Annotated in this window: 15 protein-coding genes, 3 tRNA genes and 2 pseudogenes; 6 read left to right on the plus strand and 14 right to left on the minus strand. The window is 34.9% G+C overall.

Annotated elements, in window-relative coordinates:
- Window positions 1-12: 12 nt before the first annotated feature.
- Together BA1379B_RS02030 and BA1379B_RS02035 are read right to left on the minus strand one after the other, a co-directional pair.
- Complete coding sequence (locus BA1379B_RS02030) at window positions 13-1,413, minus strand: DEAD/DEAH box helicase (RefSeq protein WP_078692331.1); 1,401 nt, start codon at window positions 1,411-1,413, stop codon at window positions 13-15.
- A gap of 149 nt (window positions 1,414-1,562) precedes the next feature.
- Window positions 1,563-2,336 (minus strand): NAD kinase, encoded by a 774-nt coding sequence (locus BA1379B_RS02035; protein WP_035005968.1) that lies wholly within the window; start codon window positions 2,334-2,336, stop codon window positions 1,563-1,565.
- Between the two features lie 261 nt (window positions 2,337-2,597).
- Between BA1379B_RS02035 and BA1379B_RS02040 the strand changes: the two genes are divergently transcribed.
- The 3 genes and pseudogenes from BA1379B_RS02040 (at window position 2,598) to BA1379B_RS02050 (ending at window position 6,036) form a co-directional block, all read left to right on the plus strand.
- Window positions 2,598-2,674, plus strand: a tRNA-Arg gene (locus BA1379B_RS02040).
- A 43-nt stretch (window positions 2,675-2,717) separates the two neighbouring features.
- Window positions 2,718-4,211, plus strand: a pseudogene (locus BA1379B_RS02045) (aromatic amino acid lyase).
- A 436-nt stretch (window positions 4,212-4,647) separates the two neighbouring features.
- Window positions 4,648-6,036 (plus strand): amino acid permease, encoded by a 1,389-nt coding sequence (locus tag BA1379B_RS02050; protein WP_078692332.1) that lies wholly within the window; start codon window positions 4,648-4,650, stop codon window positions 6,034-6,036.
- Window positions 6,037-6,279: 243 nt separating this feature from the next.
- Here BA1379B_RS02050 and BA1379B_RS02055 read toward each other — a convergent pair.
- Window positions 6,280-7,200, minus strand: a pseudogene (locus BA1379B_RS02055) (MFS transporter); the annotation flags it as partial.
- Window positions 7,201-7,258: 58 nt separating this feature from the next.
- Between BA1379B_RS02055 and BA1379B_RS02060 the strand changes: the two are divergent.
- Entirely contained in the window at window positions 7,259-7,483 is a 225-nt protein-coding gene (locus tag BA1379B_RS02060) for a hypothetical protein (protein ID WP_078692333.1), read from the plus strand.
- Between the two features lie 292 nt (window positions 7,484-7,775).
- On the opposite strand, the gene BA1379B_RS02065 is transcribed toward BA1379B_RS02060, so the two are convergent.
- The 3 genes from BA1379B_RS02065 to BA1379B_RS02075 form a co-directional block, all read right to left on the minus strand.
- Window positions 7,776-7,850: transfer RNA gene (locus tag BA1379B_RS02065), tRNA-Val, on the minus strand.
- A gap of 95 nt (window positions 7,851-7,945) precedes the next feature.
- The gene (gene cpdR, locus BA1379B_RS02070) at window positions 7,946-8,308 is read right to left on the minus strand and encodes a cell cycle two-component system response regulator CpdR (RefSeq protein WP_035006684.1); all 363 of its coding nucleotides are present in this window, start codon (window positions 8,306-8,308) and stop codon (window positions 7,946-7,948) included.
- Between the two features lie 407 nt (window positions 8,309-8,715).
- Window positions 8,716-9,612, minus strand: coding sequence for a serine aminopeptidase domain-containing protein (locus BA1379B_RS02075; RefSeq protein WP_078673701.1), 897 nt, complete (start codon window positions 9,610-9,612; stop codon window positions 8,716-8,718).
- Window positions 9,613-9,873: 261 nt separating this feature from the next.
- On the opposite strand from BA1379B_RS02075, the gene BA1379B_RS02080 reads away from it, so the two are divergent.
- Window positions 9,874-10,380 (plus strand): Hsp20 family protein, encoded by a 507-nt coding sequence (locus BA1379B_RS02080; RefSeq protein WP_035005963.1) that lies wholly within the window; start codon window positions 9,874-9,876, stop codon window positions 10,378-10,380.
- Window positions 10,381-10,568: 188 nt separating this feature from the next.
- Here the strand turns inward: BA1379B_RS02080 and BA1379B_RS02085 are convergent.
- Window positions 10,569-10,645 (minus strand) — tRNA-Pro (locus BA1379B_RS02085).
- Between the two features lie 569 nt (window positions 10,646-11,214).
- On the opposite strand from BA1379B_RS02085, the gene BA1379B_RS02090 reads away from it, so the two are divergent.
- Window positions 11,215-11,592 (plus strand): iron-sulfur cluster assembly accessory protein, encoded by a 378-nt coding sequence (locus BA1379B_RS02090; RefSeq protein WP_035005961.1) that lies wholly within the window; start codon window positions 11,215-11,217, stop codon window positions 11,590-11,592.
- A 62-nt stretch (window positions 11,593-11,654) separates the two neighbouring features.
- Here the strand turns inward: BA1379B_RS02090 and mazG are convergent, their stop codons facing one another.
- From mazG to BA1379B_RS02125, 7 genes are all read right to left on the minus strand, one after another.
- The gene (gene mazG, locus BA1379B_RS02095; RefSeq protein WP_078673702.1) at window positions 11,655-12,476 is read right to left on the minus strand and encodes a nucleoside triphosphate pyrophosphohydrolase; all 822 of its coding nucleotides are present in this window, start codon (window positions 12,474-12,476) and stop codon (window positions 11,655-11,657) included.
- 24 nt (window positions 12,477-12,500) lie between these two features.
- Window positions 12,501-13,433: a lipid A biosynthesis lauroyl acyltransferase gene (locus BA1379B_RS02100; RefSeq protein ID WP_035005959.1), complete on the minus strand. Its 933-nt coding sequence runs from the start codon at window positions 13,431-13,433 to the stop codon at window positions 12,501-12,503.
- A gap of 2 nt (window positions 13,434-13,435) precedes the next feature.
- Window positions 13,436-14,464, minus strand: coding sequence for a zinc-binding dehydrogenase (locus BA1379B_RS02105; RefSeq protein ID WP_035005958.1), 1,029 nt, complete (start codon window positions 14,462-14,464; stop codon window positions 13,436-13,438).
- A 56-nt stretch (window positions 14,465-14,520) separates the two neighbouring features.
- Window positions 14,521-15,795 (minus strand): beta-ketoacyl-ACP synthase, encoded by a 1,275-nt coding sequence (locus tag BA1379B_RS02110; protein WP_035006682.1) that lies wholly within the window; start codon window positions 15,793-15,795, stop codon window positions 14,521-14,523.
- A 15-nt stretch (window positions 15,796-15,810) separates the two neighbouring features.
- Window positions 15,811-16,986: a beta-ketoacyl-ACP synthase gene (locus BA1379B_RS02115; RefSeq protein WP_078692334.1), complete on the minus strand. Its 1,176-nt coding sequence runs from the start codon at window positions 16,984-16,986 to the stop codon at window positions 15,811-15,813.
- Between the two features lie 9 nt (window positions 16,987-16,995).
- Window positions 16,996-17,280 carry an acyl carrier protein gene (locus BA1379B_RS02120; RefSeq protein ID WP_035005956.1) on the minus strand — a complete coding sequence of 95 codons (285 nt, stop codon included), beginning with the start codon at window positions 17,278-17,280 and terminating at the stop codon, window positions 16,996-16,998.
- Window positions 17,281-17,454: 174 nt separating this feature from the next.
- Complete coding sequence (locus BA1379B_RS02125; protein WP_035005955.1) at window positions 17,455-19,809, minus strand: NADP-dependent malic enzyme; 2,355 nt, start codon at window positions 19,807-19,809, stop codon at window positions 17,455-17,457.
- Between the last annotated feature and the right edge of the window lie 265 nt (window positions 19,810-20,074).

Consider the following 20,074-nt stretch of genomic DNA (forward strand, 5'->3'; position numbering starts at 1 on the left):
TCAGTAACCAAATTAAGTATTGTTTTTTATAAGCATAAATGCTGGGATATCATCGCCAAATCCAATTGGAATAGGGCTGTTGTTTTTTTCATGACATTTGTTTGATGATTTCTCTTTATTATCTTTAGTTTCAATGTAAGCTGACTTCTCTTTTTCTAGTATTTTTTTCGTTTGAGTTTTACGTTTTTTTTGAGCAGTCTTCTGTTGTGATTTTGTGGGTTTTGTTTTTGAAATAGTATCGTTTTCTTCATCATGAGCTATTAAAGTAGAAAGATCGCCATTAAGCCACTCAATTTTTTCTTTGCTTATTTCTTCAATGGCACGGATATATTTTTCGTCAGCTTTTGTGACAATGGTAAAAGCTTTACCACTGCGTTTTGCACGTCCTGTACGGCCGATACGATGAATATAATCTTCCGCATGTGTCGGTACATCATAGTTGAAAACGTGGCTGACTGCTGGGATATCCAGACCACGAGCAGCGACATCAGAAGCAATAAGAAGTATAAATTTATTGTTTTTGAAGCTAGCTAATGTGTTTGTGCGTGAATGTTGATCCATATCACCATGAAGTGTACCTACACTGAAATTATGTTTAATAAGATATTGAAAAAGTTCAGAAATATCTTTTTTTCGATTACAGAAAATGATAGCGTTTTTAAGTTCATCACCTTCATTCTGAATAAGTTCTTTTAAAACAGCTTTTTTATCACATGATTTACTTCCAGACTTAACAAGTCGTTGCGTGATTGTTTTCGCTGTTGAAGACGCTTCTGTAATTTCGATATATACAGGAGAATGTAAAAATTGCTTTGTTAATTGTGCAATTTCTGGTGCCATTGTTGCTGAAAAGAATAAAGTTTGGCGTGTAAAAGGAGTCACTTTACAAATACGCTCAACGTCAGGGATAAAGCCCATATTTAGCATGCGGTCAGCTTCATCAATGACTAGAATTTCAACACCTACTAAGAGTAATTTACCACGCTCAAAGTGATCCAGCAAGCGTCCTGGTGTTGCGATCAAAACATCGGCGCCTCGTTCAAGTTTACGATCTTGGTGTTCGAAAGAGACACCACCAATTAATAATGCAACGTTTAAATTATGATTAACACCATATTTATCAAAATTTTCTTTAACTTGGGCAGCAAGCTCTCGTGTTGGTTCTAATATGAGGGTACGGGGAATTCTTGCTCTTGCACGTCCTTTTTCAAGTAAGGTAAGCATAGGAAGGACGAAGGAAGCTGTTTTACCAGTACCTGTCTGAGCAATTCCTAAAACATCTTTTTTTTGAAGAATATGAGGGATCGTCCTACTTTGAATAGGAGTTGGGATTGTATATCCTGCTGATTTTATAGCTTTAATAACCTTTTTTGAAAGGCCTAAATTATCGAAATTGTCCAAAGCTAGTGTCATTCTTTCTTTTTGCTGATTATTTTGCAATTTTAACGATTATCTAGGATATTGGCTAAGTCAACATTCCATTTTCTTGAAGACGGGTTAAGATGCATTTTAAAAAAAGTCAACTATAACTACTATATATCCGCAAAAAGAACGATAAAAAATTAATAACGAAATTGTTCTGATAAGATTCGTTCGTCCCAAGAATGGTCAGGATCAAAAAGGATAGAGACTGTTATTTCTGTTGCTGATGAAATAGTAACTGAATGGACAGATTTCACTTCAATGTTATCAGCAGCTGCATTGACGGGACGTTTGTTATATTCAAGCATATCAAAGCGCACTGTGGCGGTATTTGGAAGTAAAGCTCCATGCCAGGCTCGAGGACGAAAAGGGCTAACGGGAGTAAGGATCATAAGGGGCGCCATGAGAGGTAGAATAGGTCCTTGGGCTGATAAGTTATATGCAGTAGATCCCGCTGGTGTGGCAACAAGAATACCATCGCAAATTAATTCTTCCATGCGAACTTGGTTATCAATACTGATACGAATTTTAGCAGCCTGATATGATTGACGAAATAAGGATACTTCATTGATTGCAAGTGCTTCAATATGTCCTTGAGTTTGTGCATTTGCGATCATGCGTAAGGGATGAATTTCTTTTTTATGTGCAGCAGCAATACGGGCTGGTAATTTTTTTTCATGAAACTCATTCATTAGAAAACCTACTGAACCTCGATTCATACCATAAATAGGTTTACCGGTATTCATGACATCCCGTACTGTTTGCAACATTGTTCCATCTCCACCAAGTGCAACAATGACATCGGCTTCTTCAAGAGAAGAGTGACCATAAATAGATATTAATTTATTGGTGGCCTTGATAGCTTCTTCAGTTTCTGCAGAAACGAAATGAAAGCGACTTGGTAGTGTAGTCATTAAAAATTGTCCTGATATTCACGACTTATTTTTTAGAATTTAAAAACTTTATATAAGGATTGTTTTGATAAAAGAAAGAATTTTGTATGAAAAGTAATTTATTAAAAAAAAGGAATATGTATGCAAAGTAGCATTAAAAAATAATATAATTTTATCAAGAATAAGCATATATTCTTTATTAATTTTTAAAAGGAGTGATTCATCATTGAAGCTGGGAACATGATCAGCTAAAGGAGTATAGCAGTTTTAATCATCATTTAAGCACCCGTAGCTCAGCTGGATAGAGCGCTGCCCTCCGAAGGCAGAGGTCACAGATTCGAATTCTGTCGGGTGCACCAAATTTTCCACTTTTCTGTATATTTCTTATAAAAACTATTTTAAATATTAAATCCAGGTAATGCTACTTTGAATGAACTTGAATCTGTTTATTGGGATGGTAAAATGAGCAAGCTCCATCATGACACACATTTGGCTATTAAAAGAGAAGCAGTGTGTATTGCTGCTGGCAATGAATAAGTTTATGGCATTAATATTGGATTTGGCAAATTAGCCTCGATTAAAACTGATATAGATAATTTATCCATTTTATAAAGAAATCTTATTTTATCACATTATTGTAGAATAGGAACGTCTTCACCTGAAAGTGTTTTATGATTGATGATGACTTTGAAGCTTATTTCTCTTTTGGGACGATGGATTTTAGGTGTTGGTTTGGAATTATTGTATTTACTAGAGAATATGCTTGCAAGTAGAGTTATTCCTGTTTTTCCTGAAAAAGGCTCAGTAGGTACATTAGATAATCTTGTTCCGCTTGCACATATAGCTTCTGTGATGATAGGAGAGGGAGGCGCGTTTTTTCAACATTTTGTATGAATGAGAAGGCTGCACTAGAAAAATCAGGATTATCTGCCATTATTTTAGAGGCAAAAGAGGGGAGAGCCTATGCAATAGACTCAAACATCAACAGTGCTTGTTCTTGCGGTTTTTTTATAGTTATAGTGCACTGTGTGGTGGACTTCTTTCAGAGGCATTAATAACAGATGTTGCTATGGATGCAATGGAACCATTTCACTCTAATATTCATATTCTGCATGGCTATTATTGTGTCACAGACACTAGAAAGGCTTGTAAAAGATTGAGAAATTCGAGGAGCACATTTATGTAAAGGTAACTGTATCCAAGATTCTTATTATATACGTTGCTAACTATACATTTCTTGATATTCTAATAGCAGCAGAAAAAACACTAATTATTGAAACAAATGCAGTTACAGATAATTCATTAATTTAAAGAAATAGTGATATTCTATCCGATGAAAATTTTCATACTAAACTTATAGTATAGCATTTGAGTATTTGTTTCTGATCAGATTGTTTTTCTTTACATGAAATAGGATTAATTTCTCAAAGATGTATTGCTCTTAATGGTTGAGCTAACAATTTCTTGCAGATTTTCAGCTTTTTAAGCTAAAATATAAGACTTAATTCCGGTTTTATAATTACTGAGGTGACTGCTGCTTTCATGTTTGAAAATAAGCAAATGGCATATTCTTCTTCAGTTGATTCGAGATAACTTTGACGAATCAAGAAAATCACGTTTCAATGGCTTGCCACGGTTTTTGTCGGTTGTTGGTAATGAGTGGGAATCTTTGTTATTATTGATATCGAAATGCTTGTTGCAGTACAAGGAATTGAATATCACACTCCTTTTAAAACGAGTCCCTTATTACAATTTGTTATAAGGCACCTACGTCACCGTATTAAGATTCTAGAGAAATATCGTTATATGGCTTCAGATTTTGAGAAGATATGTGCCTTTATGAATAAAGGATATTTTTTATCAGTTTTATCAGAAACAATTTTTCCACTATTGTAGCCATAAGTAAATTAATTTTAAACTATGGTGAGAACATTATAAAGAAAATTATAAAGAAAGAGGCTAGAGACTCGTTTTTTTATGATGCTTGCCCATCAGATTTTTTTTTGATAAATTGAAGAGCTACTTAGTTTAAGTGAGAGAGTAGTGTGTGTTGTCATAATACAATTGCCCTATTATCTACATTTCCTTAAAGCTGAAGGGAAAGGAAGAATGCGGTTTTTTTGTTGTAAACGGTATATGTTGCATCACCATATAAAATGAAATTATGCATCTTAGCCGTTGTGAATTGTATTCTTGTATGAAAATATAGAAAATAAAAATTCAAATCCTTCAGATCTTTTAGAGTTTTTTACATTTCAATCGGCTTCGGTTCTTATTAATCTGCCAATTTTGCTTCTGTAAAAGTTAGGATGATGTTTGAAGAAGGATAGAAATGACAACAAATGAACTTAAACGAGGTATAAATCAGCGTCAGGTTATATTTTTAGCTCTTGGTTCTGCTATTGGAACAGGGCTTTTTTATGGATCGGCACAGGCGATTAATCTTGCTGGCCCAAGTGTTTTAATTGCCTATTGTATTGCAGGTTTAGCTATTTTTATAGTTATGCGTGCTTTAGGAGAAATGATTATTCATAATCCACTGTCTGGTTCTTTTGCTCGTTATGCTACAAATTATATATCACCATTAGCTGGTTTTTTAACAGGATGGACATATGTTTTTGAAGTAGTGCTTGTTGGTTTAGCTGATATTACAGTTTTTGCAACTTATATGAGTTTTTGGTATCCTGATGTTGCTTCTTGGATATGGACATTGAGTATTACTCTTATCATTACTGGTATTAACCTAGCAGCAGTGAAAGTGTACGGTGAGCTAGAATTTTGGCTTTCTTCCGTAAAAATTATTGCCATTTTCGCTATGATTATTTTAGGAATAGCAATTATTTTTTTTAATTGGAATACAAATACATTTTCTACCATTGGGATTCATAATTTATGGCAAAATGGTGGAGTATTTCCAAATGGTTTATTTGGTTTTTTAGCTTGCTTTAGTGTTGTTGTTTTTGCTTTTGGAGGAGTAGAGATTATTGGAATGGTTGCAATGGAAGTACAGGATCCTGATAAAACAATTTCAAGAGCAATTAATTCTATTCCAATTCGAATTGTGCTCTTTTATGTTATGACGTTAGCAGTTTTAATGTCGCTTTATCCTTGGAATGAAATTCGCCTTATTAGTAGTCCTTTTGTTACAATTTTTGAAAGATTTGGTATTTCGTCAGCAGCTCATATTCTTAATATTGTTGTTATCACAGCTGTAGTTTCTGCGATTAATAGTGAAATGTATGGTGCGGTTCGCATGATACATGGTTTGTCGCAGGAAGGTTATGCATTTAAAAAATTCCAATATTTATCAAAAAACGGTATACCGATTTTTGTTATTTTACTCGTATTTAGCATCTTTATTTTTGGTGTTATTCTTAATTATTATTATCATGATCAGCTTTTTTTTCTTATTGCGGCAATGGCGACATTTGCGACAGTTTTTGTGTGGGTAATGATTTTGCTTTCGCAAATTTTTATGCGGCTTAAAATGTCTGCAGAAGAACACCGTGATCTAAAGTTTCCAATACCGTTTTGGCCAATAGGATCCATTTTTGCTACTTTATTTATGATCTTTATTTTTATTTTGTTATGGTTTTTTGATAATACGAGATCAGTGTTGATGATAGGTGTTATTTGGCTTTCTTTTCTTGTTGTTTGTTTTTATGCACTTAAACTTTATAATTTAAAGAAAAGTCTATCAAGAAGAGAAAAGAAGATTTAAAATCAAAAAAGTGTAATTTATATAATTATCTATAGTTAAGGAGGCTTTAGAATATAAAAAATGATTGAGCGATATGATTTTAAGAGAACGTCGCTATTTAAGAAGAGAGGGTAGTCTTTTTTAAGGTTTTTATACTTATATTGCTTTATTTAGTGAAAAAGAAAACTGATTTTTATAACCCCCATCTTGCAAAGTAACATCAAGTTTTTTAAGCACAATTCTCTCCCTAATTGATTATTTAATTTACTTCAAAGTCATAAAATAATTTGCTTTTCGACTATAAATTACAAAACCCACTATGCAGCATAGTGCCAATAAAATGGCAAAACCCCATGGATTATGTCTAGATATTGTTCCAATCATTATTGCACTGAATGCAGCACTTCCTAATTGTAATGCTCCCATGACTCCGGATGCTGCTCCAGCGGCTTTTGGGTGTGATGAAATAGCCAATGCTATTCCTAATGGCAACAAAAAACCATTGCCAAAAGTAAGAATAGAAATGGCTATTAAACTCGTTAGAAGCGGCCACGGACTTACATACATTTGTATAGCAAATAATATGCCACCCATAACAAAAATAACATATCCACGTTGAATAGTACGTTCCATAGACTCTCGCTTAAGAAAGCTTCGCGCTACCAAATTACCCAAGACATAGGTTAAAGAAACACCAATGTAGCTATAACAAATGTATAGAGTTGATAAACCTAGGTTTGTAAGAAAAAAAGGAGATTCTACGATATAAGCAAAGTAGGCTGCATAGGCAAAACATGGAATCAATGCGTAAAAAATAAACTGTTTATTTCTAAGAACTTCCAAACTGTTCTTAATAATTCCTACAGGAGTAAAAGATTGACGTTTTGTAAGAGGGAGAGTTTCTGTTAATACAAAGTGACAAAGGAAAATGGATAAAAGTATAAAAAGGCTTAAAAAGATAAAAATGGATTGCCAATTAAAAGATTGTAATAAAAGCTGGCCAATTAACGGTGCAAGTGCTGGTGATGTTCCGACAAAAGGGAAAATAACCAAATAAAATTTTCCTGCAGCTTCTTTGTTCATTAAATCGTTAATAATAGCGCGACTTAAAACAATCCCTGAACAGGCTCCAAGTCCTTGTAAAAAGCGTAGTATTAAAAAGGCTTGGATATTGATTGTATATAGTTCTTGCGTCTTGTGTGGAGTTAATCTTGATTGCTAAGCGCTTACGGGAGGAACGTTTGTGATCTTGTGGGGAAAAAAATATTGTGTGGTGATGATGGCGGCTATAGCCGCTTTTTTTATAGCCTTAGTAAGAGTTTTTCGTTTAGTCAAGAAGACTGAACAGCAAAAACAAACAGAAACCCTCATCAAGAGAGCAATAACCCGGCTGGAAATAGAAAATGAAGTTAATAAGCAAAGTGATGGCGGTGTGCGTTCTGATCTTTCTCAGTGGGTGCGGAAGTAGAAGCTTTTCTTGTATCGGTTGGTCTCCTCTGTATTTGGATCAGAAAGATCTCACTGTCATCAGTATCAACTTGGCCAAACAAATCTTGAAACATAACAAATATGGTGAATAGTTGTGTGGATGGAAACAGGTCCAAAAAGTTAAAACACAAAGATAAAGAGATCAAAAAACAAGACTGATTCGCAATGTATTTTAGAGAAAAATTTAAAATCTTATTCCTTAACCTTTATTTATCCCTAATCTTAAAAAAAGATAAGTAAAATCAGTATGTTATATTTATGTATAAAACACCTGGTGGGCGTGACAGGGATTGAACCTGTGACCCCTACGATGTCAACGTAGTGCTCTCCCGCTGAGCTACACGCCCATTATATAATGGTAGCATCACGTATAAAACTGTAAACGTTAATGCTTGATTGAATTTTTATAATAAAATACGAATAATTAAAAAAAATATCTTTTTCAAGCAGCTATAAGTATTTTTTCGATTTCACTAACCAATTCACGTAAATGAAATGGCTTAGAAAGCACCTTAGCATCAGGAGGAGCATCATGATTTGAATTTAATGCGACTGCTGCAAAGCCTGTAATGAACATTACTCGTAAATCAGGGTCAATTTCAGTTGCACGTCGTGCTAATTCGATTCCATCCATTTCTGGCATTACAATATCAGTAAGTAGAAGAGAAAAGGGCTCTTCTTGTAAGCATTCATATGCGCTAACACCATTATCAAAATCAGTAACTTCATAGCCTGCACGTTCGAGTGCTTTTGCTAAAAAGCGGCGCATATCATTATCATCTTCTGCAAGCAAGATTCGTTTCATCATTATGTCCAATTGCTTTATTTATCAGAATTTATCATATTGATTTATACATTGTAGAGCATTTATAGGAAAAGCTATAAAACATTTATAATGAAAATGAATGGCGAAATGGTTAATTTCTTAGCTGTTATCCAGAATTCACATTATTATTTTTACTTTTTGAATTCGTTATGTACATAATTTGGGTTAAGAATCCGATATTTTGAAGGTTTTAGCTCACTTAATTGCAGATTCTATTTTTTTCCACTTTTGCTGATTCTTATCAGATTGATTATATACATTTTATGATTATGTCAGTTTTAGGAGCTGCTAATTATTGAAACATTAGAAGATTATTAATTATTTTTTATATCGAAAGTTTATATAATCAGGCAATGCTTTTGATTGTGTGAAAACTTATATATTTATTAAAAAATTTTGTGTTTTTGATGGTTGTTAGAAATAAAGCAGTCAAATGCAGACCAAAATTGTTTATAAAAGTATTCTTCACGCATAATTGTATCAAGCTCAGCTCCTATAATTGTAATACTGTCTGTCAAATGTGTTGATCGACATAATTGTCTTGCTTCAATATTATTCGCAATATTATTTTGATTAGCAAGGATAAACAGTGTTGGAATTTGTAACTTCCCATGAAGTATATTTGTTTTCATTGCATCGATTGCATTGAGCGTTGAGGACAGCCACTGAGCCGTTGTTGGATTAAAAGAAAAATTAGATTCTGTGTTTTTCTGTTTTAATTTTTTTCTATCTTTAACAGGTAAAAAGCCAAGGCCTATATCGGAAAAAAATTGTGTTAGCTTATGTTGAAAACTGTTTGTTTTATTGCCTAGTGGAGCAAAAAGAGGAGAAACGCAAAGCATTCTGTTAAATTGATGAGTGATAAGGCTTAGCCCGTTAAGTGCTATTAGTCCTCCCATACCGTAAGTAAGCATGTAATAAGGTGGAGGGCAATCAGTATAAACAATTATTTTAAGAAATTCTGATAAATAATTGATATAATTATTAATATTAAAATAATTATGTTGATACCATTTTTGTTTGTTCGGTTGGTTCCCTTCTTGACCAAGCCAATCAAATATTGCGGTATAAAAACCGCGTTGAGAGATTTCATTCATTGGTAAAAAATATTCTTCTAGAGTATCTGCATAGTTTTTGAGAATAACAACCGTTCCTTTAGTTTTTTTTATTTCAGAATTTGTTATTGCAAAACGAATCTCATGGTTGTTAGCTGTTTTGAAATAGCTACTATGCATATTAGAAAAAGAAGAATTATGCTCTGGAGAATAAAGAGGTGTTTTCAATTGGCATCCTTTGTTGATGTACGTGCACAAGTTGATGCAAGATAAAAAAATCTGTTACTTGTAATGCTGATGAAGAGTTAAAAAACATTTATTTTATTTATATGTATTTTTGTAAATTAAAATACAAAGGAGTTGAAATAAAAAAGATTTGTTCCCAAATAAATATTACAGTTGCCATATTGGGACTGTTGGTCTGCAAATATATCTGCCATTTGGAGACTTGAAGGATCAATTATAGTCGCTCTAAAGGAGGGCAAGTTTATGCGTCAAGTAGACTTTTCACCATTTTATCGTTCAACAGTAGGTTTTGACCATCTTCTTAACTGGTTTGATTCCAGGACACAATTAGATGATATTTCTTCTTCTTATCCACCGTATAATATTGAGCGTTTAAGTGAGGATTCTTATAGAATTTCTATGGCTGTTGCTGGCTTTTCACAAAATGAAATAGATATTGAAATACATTGTAATCAGCTAACCATTAAGGGTGAGAAAATGCCAGAAAATGACGTTGCAGGGCGTGAGTTTCTTTATCGAGGAATTGCTTCACGTGCTTTTGAGCGTCGTTTCCATTTAGCTGATCATGTTAAAGTTATTGGAGCTGAACTAAGTGATGGTCTTCTCCATATTCAACTTCAAAGAGAAACGCCAGCTGAATTAAAACCAAGAAAAATAGCTGTGCAAGCAGCGACGTCTGCTACTAAAAATAGCAATAATCATAATACATCTACAGAAAATTTAAAACTTAAGGCAAAAGAACAATTATAATTTTCTAAGTTATTTGAGCAACACGGGATAAAAGTCCCGTGTTTTTTATATTGCCTTGAAGAGAAAGTCTAAAGATTCTTTGTATAAAAACAGCTATAAATAATTGAAAAAGCAGAATAGATGTTTGAAATTATATATAAAGAAATTTTCTCTTTAGGAAAGCATCCTTTTTTCTTAATTTTGAAGGATGGTCGGAGCGGCGGGATTTGAACCCACGACCCCTTGACCCCCAGTCAAGTGCGCTACCAGGCTGCGCTACGCTCCGAACTATTTAGCACGACTAAACAACTGTTTCTTTAAAGGCAAGAGAAAAACAACATCAAATCTATCAGAATATTCTTTTGTGACAAGAAAGAACCACTAAGATGATAAAAGAAAGACTTTGTAGTCCAGTATTTATAATTTATTTGCGATAAGTAATTCGATCACTAAGTTTTTTATTTACTGATTTTTAGCAGCTGCTGTATGCAGAGCTTAAGGATTATTAATAGTATGATGATGAAGAAAGTGAATAGTTTTTATGATTTCAAATAAATTTATTTTTATTGCGGCATTAGTGGAAAAGCAAGGATATCTCTTTCATATTTCTGTGTATATTGAGAATCTGTTTTGAGGATAAATCAATTATGTTGACATAATGATAGATTAAATAAAACGAAAAGAACTTTTTAACTACTTTAAAGAGATTGTAAGAGGAATTAAAGAGATTGTAAGAGGAATTAAAAATCTAAAGAAATGTATACATAATTTATTTGCTTAATCCGATGCTTGTTTTAATATCAAAAATGGCATTATTGCAGCTAAAATCTTTGTTCAGTGAAAGAATAATAAACGATGAGCCGTTTTTCAGTAATAAATTTGACAGAAGCTGCCATAGATCGCGTTAAAACTATTATGAAAACAAAAAATGCATATGGTATTCTTGTTGGTATCAAGAAAGGTGGTTGTGCAGGTATGGAATATACCATAACTCTTGTAACAGAAGAAATGCATGATGCTGATGTTGTTGAAGTTAACGGTGCTCGTGTTTTTGTCGCACGCGATGCAGTATTATTTTTATTAGGAACGCAGATGGATTATGAGGTAACAACATTACGCTCAGGTTTTATATTCAATAATCCTAACCAAATTTCATCTTGTGGATGCGGTGAATCGGTAGAGATTCGTCCTGTTTCGCAAAATAAGATAAATGAAATATACAAGAAAATTTAGTTAAATAACAAATTGTTATATAATTTTTCTAATTATATCTATTAAGATGTATAAATAATTTTTTATTCTGCATTTTTGGCTTTATTCCAAAGATCTTCCATTTCTTTTAAAGAGACATCGGTTAGCATTTTAGATTGAGCTAGTAGATTTTCTCCAATATTCGCAAAGCGATTTCGAAATTTTGTATTAGTTTTTTTAAGTGCTTTTTGTGGATCAATATTCAAGTGACGTGCGAGGTTCAATAGCGTGAAATAAAGATCGCCGAATTCTATTTCTATATCGGATTTTTTTTCAATTTTTATTGCTTCTTTGAGTGTATTGAGTTTTTCTTTGATTTTTGCAAAAGTTTTATCACTATCATACGACTTAAAACCAACTTCTGCAGCTGCTTTTTGTAATGCGAGGGCTTCTTGATCTGCTGGTTGAGCTGATTTTACTTGGATAAGATAACTTGCTAGTTCATTATCTGGTACACTTATTTTTTCATATTGTTTTTTCGGTTCGGCTTTTTCTATTTTCTTGATATGCTCCCACATTCCTTCCACAAAACCACGGCTTTTTTGCTCTGTATTTCCAAAAACATGAGGATGACGGCGAATCATTTTTGCCGTAATTGCATAAACAACATCTTCAAAAGTAAAGCTTCTTTCTTCTGTAGCAATCATAGCGTGATACACTACCTGTAAAAGAAGATCACCGAGTTCTTCACAAAGATCTGTTCGATTACCTCGTTCAATGGCATCAATAACTTCGTAAGCTTCTTCAAGCATATAAGGTATAATGGACTCAAAAGTTTGTTTTATGTTCCAAGCGCAACCACTTTCAGGGTTTCGTAATGCTGCTACAATTGAAATAAGGTCATTGATATCTTTTGATGCTAGCATTAATGTCTCTTTAATATAATATAATTATAGGTCCCAGCGTCTATGAAACCACATCCATTGTTCGGGATATTCACGTACCCAAGATTCAACAATATCATTTAGTTTTTGTGTGGCAGCAGGTATGTTAATTTCATTTTTTTCATCAAGTGGTAGGTCTACACGTTCATATAAATCTAGACGATAACGTCCTCCAGTTAATCGGATACAACGTGCTGGATAAATATCACAATTATATTGTCGAGCGAGTTTTATAATTAGGGGATTTGTTTTAACTGGTCGGTTAAAAAATGTTCCAGGAATACCTCGACGGAATTTTTGATCGACAAGAACGCCTGTATTTTCACCTTTTGCTAGTTTAGCAGCTAGTATCCAGACTGCACCAGCTTTGGATGGTACAAGATGTCCCATAGAAGTTTTGCGCGCTTTAAGAACTTTTTTTGCAATATAGGGATTATTGGGTGGCCTAAATAATACTGTGACGTTAAGATCAAAACTTTGAGCGCATATAGGAAGGAGTTCAAAATTTCCAGTATGAGCTGTGAAAAAAATATGTGGTTTTTTTTCGTTCTTTAATCGTTGAAATATTTCAATGCCGTTGACTTCAACCAATCCTGGCTTATCAGCATTAGGATCGAAGTCAAAAATTTTATCAAGAAAAATATATTCGGCCAGAAGTCGCCCCATATTTTCCCACATTTTTATTGCAATTTTACACAATTCTTGTTCTGTTTTTTCTGGATATGCAGCTTTAAGATTAGAAAGTACAATTTTATGACGAGGTACAAGAGGACCAAATGTTTTTGCTAACCAGGAAAAAAAAGAAAAACCAATATTAGCAGGAAGATATCGTAGAATGGCTAAAAAACCGATTAATAGGTGCGCCCATAGAAAATTGAAATAATTTTTTATATTGATTTTAATACGATATATAAAATTTTTAATATAATACTTTAACATAATTAATTGATTTTCAGGATGATTTTTCCAAAAACATCACGACTTTCCATGCGTTTTAAAGCTATATCAATTTGATCAAAATTAATAATTGTATCAATGACAGGATATATAATTCCTTGCGCCATTTTCTCCATAGCATTTGCCATATTTTCCATACGACAACCAAATGAACCAAATATTTTCAGTTGTTGCTGAAATAATTGCATTAAATTCATAGATGTTGAAATACCAGAAGTAGAACCACAAGTTACCAAACGTGCTCCGCGTTTCATACTCAGCATAGAACCTGCCCATGTATCAGCTCCTACATGCTCAAAAACAACATCAACACCTTTTTTTTGCGTTAATTTACGAACAATACCTTCGAAACGTTCTTTACGGTAATTAATAACATGATCTGCTCCGAGAGATTGTGCTTTTTCAATTTTGCTGTCTGAACCCACTGTAGTGATGACTGTACATCCCATGTTTTTTGCAATTTGAATAGCTGCTGATCCAATACCAGAACCACCAGCATGTATTAGAATTGTTTCTCCAACTTGTAATTTTGCATTATCAAACAGCATATGCTCTACGGTTCCAAAGGTAATAGGGGCCACAGCTGCTTTTATTTCATCACATTTTAAAGGCGCTGGCACTAGTAGATGTGCTGGAAGATTGACGAGCTCACAAGCAAATCCATCAAGATGAAAACCATATACACCTTTTACTTGATCGCAAAGATTATCACGCCCTTCGCAGCAGGCTTGGCATAGACCACAAGTATGCGCTCCATAAATTGAAACGAGTTGCCCAACTTGAAAATTTTCAATGCCATCTCCTAATTGAGCAATTTCACCAGAAGCTTCTGCACCTATAATAAGTGGCATTTTTCTTTTTGCAAAGGCCATACCGCGCCATCCCCATACATCAATATGGTTGAGAGCAACAGCCTTTATCCGTACTGTGACTTCACCGGGATTTGGTGGCGGTGGTGGTGGAGTATTAGTAATTTTAAGTTGGCGCTCATTGATTAGTTGCAGTGTACGCATCGTTATTCTCTTTGAATCTCTATAAAGATTGATAGTTTTCAGATCAATTTAAATGATTATCCTTTATACGCTGTAATAACAAGGCTAGTATTTTGACCTCCAAAACCAAATGAGTTGGATAAAATTGCATTTATGCAGGCTTTACGCTTATGATTAGGAACAACATCTAAAGGAATTGTAGGATCAGGATCATCATAATTAATTGTCGGGGGAAGTATTCCTGTTTGGATGGTTAGAAGTGAGAAAACGGCCTCTATGGCACCTGCAGCAGTTAATGTATGGCCAATCATTGACTTATTAGAAGAGACTGGGATGTGTTCTAAAATATCACCAAAAACTGTTGATAATGCTAGATATTCCATTTTTTCATTTTCAGGTGTAGAGGTTCCATGCGCGTTGATATAATCAATTTCATTGATAGTTATTTTTGCATCGGCTAAGGCTTTACGAACTGCTTCAATTGCAGGTGATGCATCGGGCTTTGAACGTGTACGATGAAAATCATCAGCTGTTTCTCCACAGCCTGCCAAAATTCCTAGAATTTCCACTTTACGAGCTAAAGCACTTTGAACAGACTCAAGGACAAGAGCACCTGATCCTTCAGCCATCACAAAACCATCTCGATCGCGGCTAAATGGTTTTGCTGCTTTTTCTGCTGGATCATTTTTGGTAGAAAGAGCAGATAATAGTGAAAAACGGATAAGGGATTCTGCTGAAACCGAACCATCCGTGGCGATTGTGAGGGAACGATCTGTTTCACCTCGTCGAATTGCTTCAACACCTAACTGGATAGCTGTTGCACCAGATGCACAAGCGGTTGAAAGGGTAATGGGAAGCCCTTTTGTTCCAAATTTTTCTTGAATTTTTTCTGCAATTGTTCCAAATTGAGTAGCTTCAAAAAGCGCATGATGAGGTTTTTTACTACAAACTTCAAGAAGATGTGCATAAGTAGGTTCATGACTGGATATTACTTCTTTATCAAGAGCGAAACGTGCTTTCCATTCAAGTTCAACTGGAGGAGCAGCTAAAAACAATGGTCCATTAAAATCTTCTTTGTCAAGATTTGCTTGTTCTAAAGCCTCTTCTGCAGCAAGATGCGCTAATCTTTCGGAAAGAGCTGCAGCACCGATTGTACTTTCTTCAAGAAAATCAATCGTTCCTGCGATATGTGTATTTAATCCTTCAACAGGAAAGCGCGTGATTTTATGAATGCCACTAACACCATTAATTAATTTGTTCCAATTTTCCTGTTTTCCTTGTCCTAGTGATGTTACAACTCCTGCTCCAGTGATTGCTACAAGTGGACGTCCAAGATGATCATTATATTTCATCATAGAAACTTTCTTTTAGACAGCGGTAAGGTGCACTATTCCTTCAGCTCTTTTTATACCAATAGTTGTAATAAATGCTTCACGTATTTCTTCAGAAAACAGCTTTTCATGAGAACTCAAAGAGGGAAAGCTACGTTTTTTCCTAACAGCAATAGCAGCTAATGCAAGCGCTAAAGGAAATTGCGCTTCTCGCATATAGCCAAATAATGTCGTAATACCACGGTAAAATATATTAGCATCGTCAAGAGCGCTTTGTTCTGCTCTTGTGGCGTTATGACAACCTGAGGCTGCTGAAATTGTAAATGAAGCTTCAGCCTTTACTATTTTTAACATTGACGTAATTGTATCTTTAAGGGAATTTTTTGTCCTATTTGTTTGATTCGTAATCATTTGACTAATTTCAGCATAAACACGTGCATTGCGTTTTTGAGCTTGTTCACCATTTTCAAGAACAAGAAAAACACCACCAGAGCCAGTAATTAATCCACCACCAGGGCATTTTTTACGGGACCAAACTGGTGTCCATTCACCACGTGTTAAAAGTCCTCCAAGCTCATGAGCTAACAGCATATCGTAGCTTTGTGCATTATAAGAGCCACCTACCAGTACGTGTGTGCTTTGTCCTGAGCGAATACGTGCAGCAGCAATTTGAATAGCAGAAAGTCCACTTCCTTCTTCACCCATAAATGTACGAGAAGAACCGGTTATTTTATGAACAATCGAAATATTCCCAGCTAGAAGATTTGATAGCTGCGATAAAAATAAAGTTGGCCGAAGCTCAGTCGAAAGGGCTAAATTTAACATAGGCTCATAATGAGTGATTGTACGGGCTTTTGCAAGAATTTGCGTATCAACAGTAATGTCACGTTCTCCTCCACTCGCTGCAACGATCATATCCATTGTTGATGTTAACTGGTGATCATTTTTCATATCTGCATCATCAAGAGCAAGACCAGCTGCATAGGTACCAAGGCGTTGCCATATTCCCATTTGTCGTTGGTCACTTCGCTTTGGGATTTGCAGATTCCAATCGACTTCTGTCAATTGATGAACAGCATAGGGTGCGAAAGTTGTACAATCAAGGTTCGGTTTAATTGCGGGGTTATTTAATTGATTCCAATGATGAACAACTCCTTCACCTAAAGAGCTTATAATTCCTATACCAGTAATGAATACAGCATGATTCTGCATAGCAAAAAATTAGTTAGCTTGTTTTAAAGCAATGAGTTCATCAATTTTTGTGCAAAGGTTTTTAAGAACAAAGTACTCTTCAGTTGCGACTGAACCTTCATTGATTTCTTGTGTCCACTGTTCTAGTGGGATTTTAATTCCGAAGGCTTTATCAATGGCAAAAACAATATCAAGAAAATCAAGACTATCAATTCCTAAATCATCAATTGTATGACTTTCGGGTGTAATCGTGCTCCGATCAATTTCACTGATTTCTGCAATAATATCAGCGACTTTGTCAAAAGTATAAGACAATGTATGATTCCTTATTATGTTAGTAGCTTTATAAAAGACTTCAGTTACGATTCTATCTAACCTTTTTTATCTTAAAAAAAAAGGCTTAATCCAAAATAGAATTGCCTTTTCAATATTGAAAATGAATTTACAATAAATTTAGCTTGGTTTCTAAAGTGTTTCTACAGGAGACTTTTAAGTTTTATCTACATGAGAATCTTTTGTTTTCATTTGTTTTATTGTAAGATTTTTTCTATTTGCAGCAAGGACTGCTAGAGCTGTCATGTTGACAACACCCCGTGAAGTTACTGAAGGTGTTAGAATGTGTGCGGGACGTGCAGCTCCAATCAAAATAGGGCCTACATGCAGTGCATTTGTTAAATTTTTTGCGATATTAAGCGTGATATTGGCTGCATCAAGTGTTGGAAAGACTAGCAAATTAGCTTCGCTTGTAAGGCGTGAAGCAGGGAAAACACGATCACGAAGAATTTTGGAAAGTGCAGAGTCACCATGCATTTCCCCATCTGCTTCCAAATTTGGATATAATTCAGCAAGGATTTCGGTAGCACGACGCATTTTGCGCGCGCTTGCTGTATTTTTGGAACCAAAATTTGAGTGTGATAATAAAGCTGCTTTTGGTTTTATACCAAATGCTTCAATTTCTTGCGCTGCTAGGATTGTCATTTCTGCTACTTCTTCCGCAGAAGGATTTTCATTAACGTAAGTATCCGTTAGAAAAAGAGTACCACGTGTAGAGATAAGGAGACTAACGGCAGAAAAATGATTAACATTTGGATTAAGCCCAATGATTTGTTCAATTAATTCAAGATTACGTTCGAAACGTCCTTCTAGACCACAAATCATTGCATCAGCTTCACCACGCATAACTGCAAGAGCTGCAATAGCTGTAGTTGATGTTCTTACGATTGTTTTCGCAACTTCAGGTGAAACTCCACATCTGCCTGTATAATGTAGAAATAAATTGACATAGTCACGAAAACGTGGATCATTTTCTGGATTTGTGATTTCAAAATCTATGCCGGGACGAATTTTTAAACCAAAGCGTTTTAATCTTGTTTCTACCACATGTGGACGACCAATAAGAAGAGGAATAGCTGTTTGTTCTTCAAGAACAATTTGTGCGGCACGAAGAACACGTTCATCTTCACCGTCAGCATAGATTACACGTTTACATCTTGCTGTTTTGGCTGCTGCAAAAACAGGCTTCATTATAAGACCAGAACGGAATACAAAACGATTAAGAGTATCATTATAGACCTCCATGTCTTCAATCGGCCGTACTGCCACACCCGATTCCATTGCTGCTTTGGCGACAGCAGGGGCAATGCGTAGTATTAAACGCGGATCGAAAGGCGAAGGAATGAGGTATTCAGGCCCAAAACTAGGTGGCTTTTTTGAATATGCACATGCTGCGACATCTGAAGATTCTTCACGGGCGAGGGCAGCAATCGCATGAACTGCGGCCATTTTCATTTCTTCATTAATTGCAGTTGCACCAACATCTAATGCACCACGAAAAATATAAGGAAAACAAAGGACATTATTAACCTGATTAGGATAATCGGAACGCCCTGTGCAGATCATCGCATCGGGTCGTACTGCACTTGCTTCTTCTGGCATAATTTCCGGTTTTGGGTTGGCAAGTGCTAGAATTAAAGGCTTTGAAGCCATCTTTTTTAAATATTCAGGTTTCAAAACTCCAGCTGCTGAAAGGCCTAAAAAGATATCTGCATTCTCTATGATGTCGGCTAGAGTTCTCGCATCAGTTTTTTGTGCGTAGTTAATTTTCCAACGATCCATAAGTGTTTTGCGACCCTTGTACACGACACCATCTAAATCGCTAAGCCAAATATTTTCTACTTTTGCTCCAAGACGGACTAAAAGGTTAATACAAGCCAAGGCAGCTGCGCCTGCACCTGAGGAAACTATTTTTGCATTTTCAATTTTTTTGTTAGCAAGACTTAAAGCGTTTAACACCGCTGCACAAACAATAATAGCAGTTCCATGTTGATCATCATGGAAAACCGGAATATTCATTTTAGCACGAAGTTGTTCTTCAATTTCAAAGCATTCTGGAGCTTTAATATCTTCAAGATTAATTCCACCAAATGTCGGTTCTAATGCAGATACAGTTTCTATCATTTTTGTGATATCGGGTGCATCAAGTTCGATATCAAAAACATCAATATTTGCAAATTTTTTAAATAGAACAGCTTTTCCTTCCATAACCGGTTTAGAGGCGAGTGGGCCAATATTTCCTAAGCCAAGAACGGCAGTTCCATTTGTTATAACAGCGACTAAGTTAGAACGAGAAGTATACTGAGATGCAAGTTTTGGATCATCGTAAATCGCAAGACATGGCGCAGCAACACCTGGAGAATAAGCAAGCGCTAGATCACGTTGATTATCTAAAGGCTTTGTTGCTTGTATCTCTAGTTTTCCAGGTTTCGTATGTTGGTGATAAAAAAGTGCTGCGCTTTCAAGTTCAGTTTGTTGCAGACGAGTATTGCTATTTTGTTTTTTAGACATTTTGATAATATCCGAGTTAGTCTATATTTATAGAAGCGTTGCTATTTATAATCAGTTTTATCCATTACAGGTTCTGATTTCTTTTCATATCACAAGGTAAGGGTAGGTTAATTTTTCCAGATTACGAAACCACTTTCTGAGAGTATATTAATTAATAGGTTCACTAATATTAGTAGTATTATTTTGTCCTTCTGACAGAATTTCTATAATTTTTACAATTTTAAATAGATTATGCTTTCAGTAAAAGTATAATATAATTATATAT

This window comes from Bartonella sp. A1379B (genome assembly GCF_002022485.1).
Lineage (GTDB): Bacteria > Pseudomonadota > Alphaproteobacteria > Rhizobiales > Rhizobiaceae > Bartonella > Bartonella rochalimae.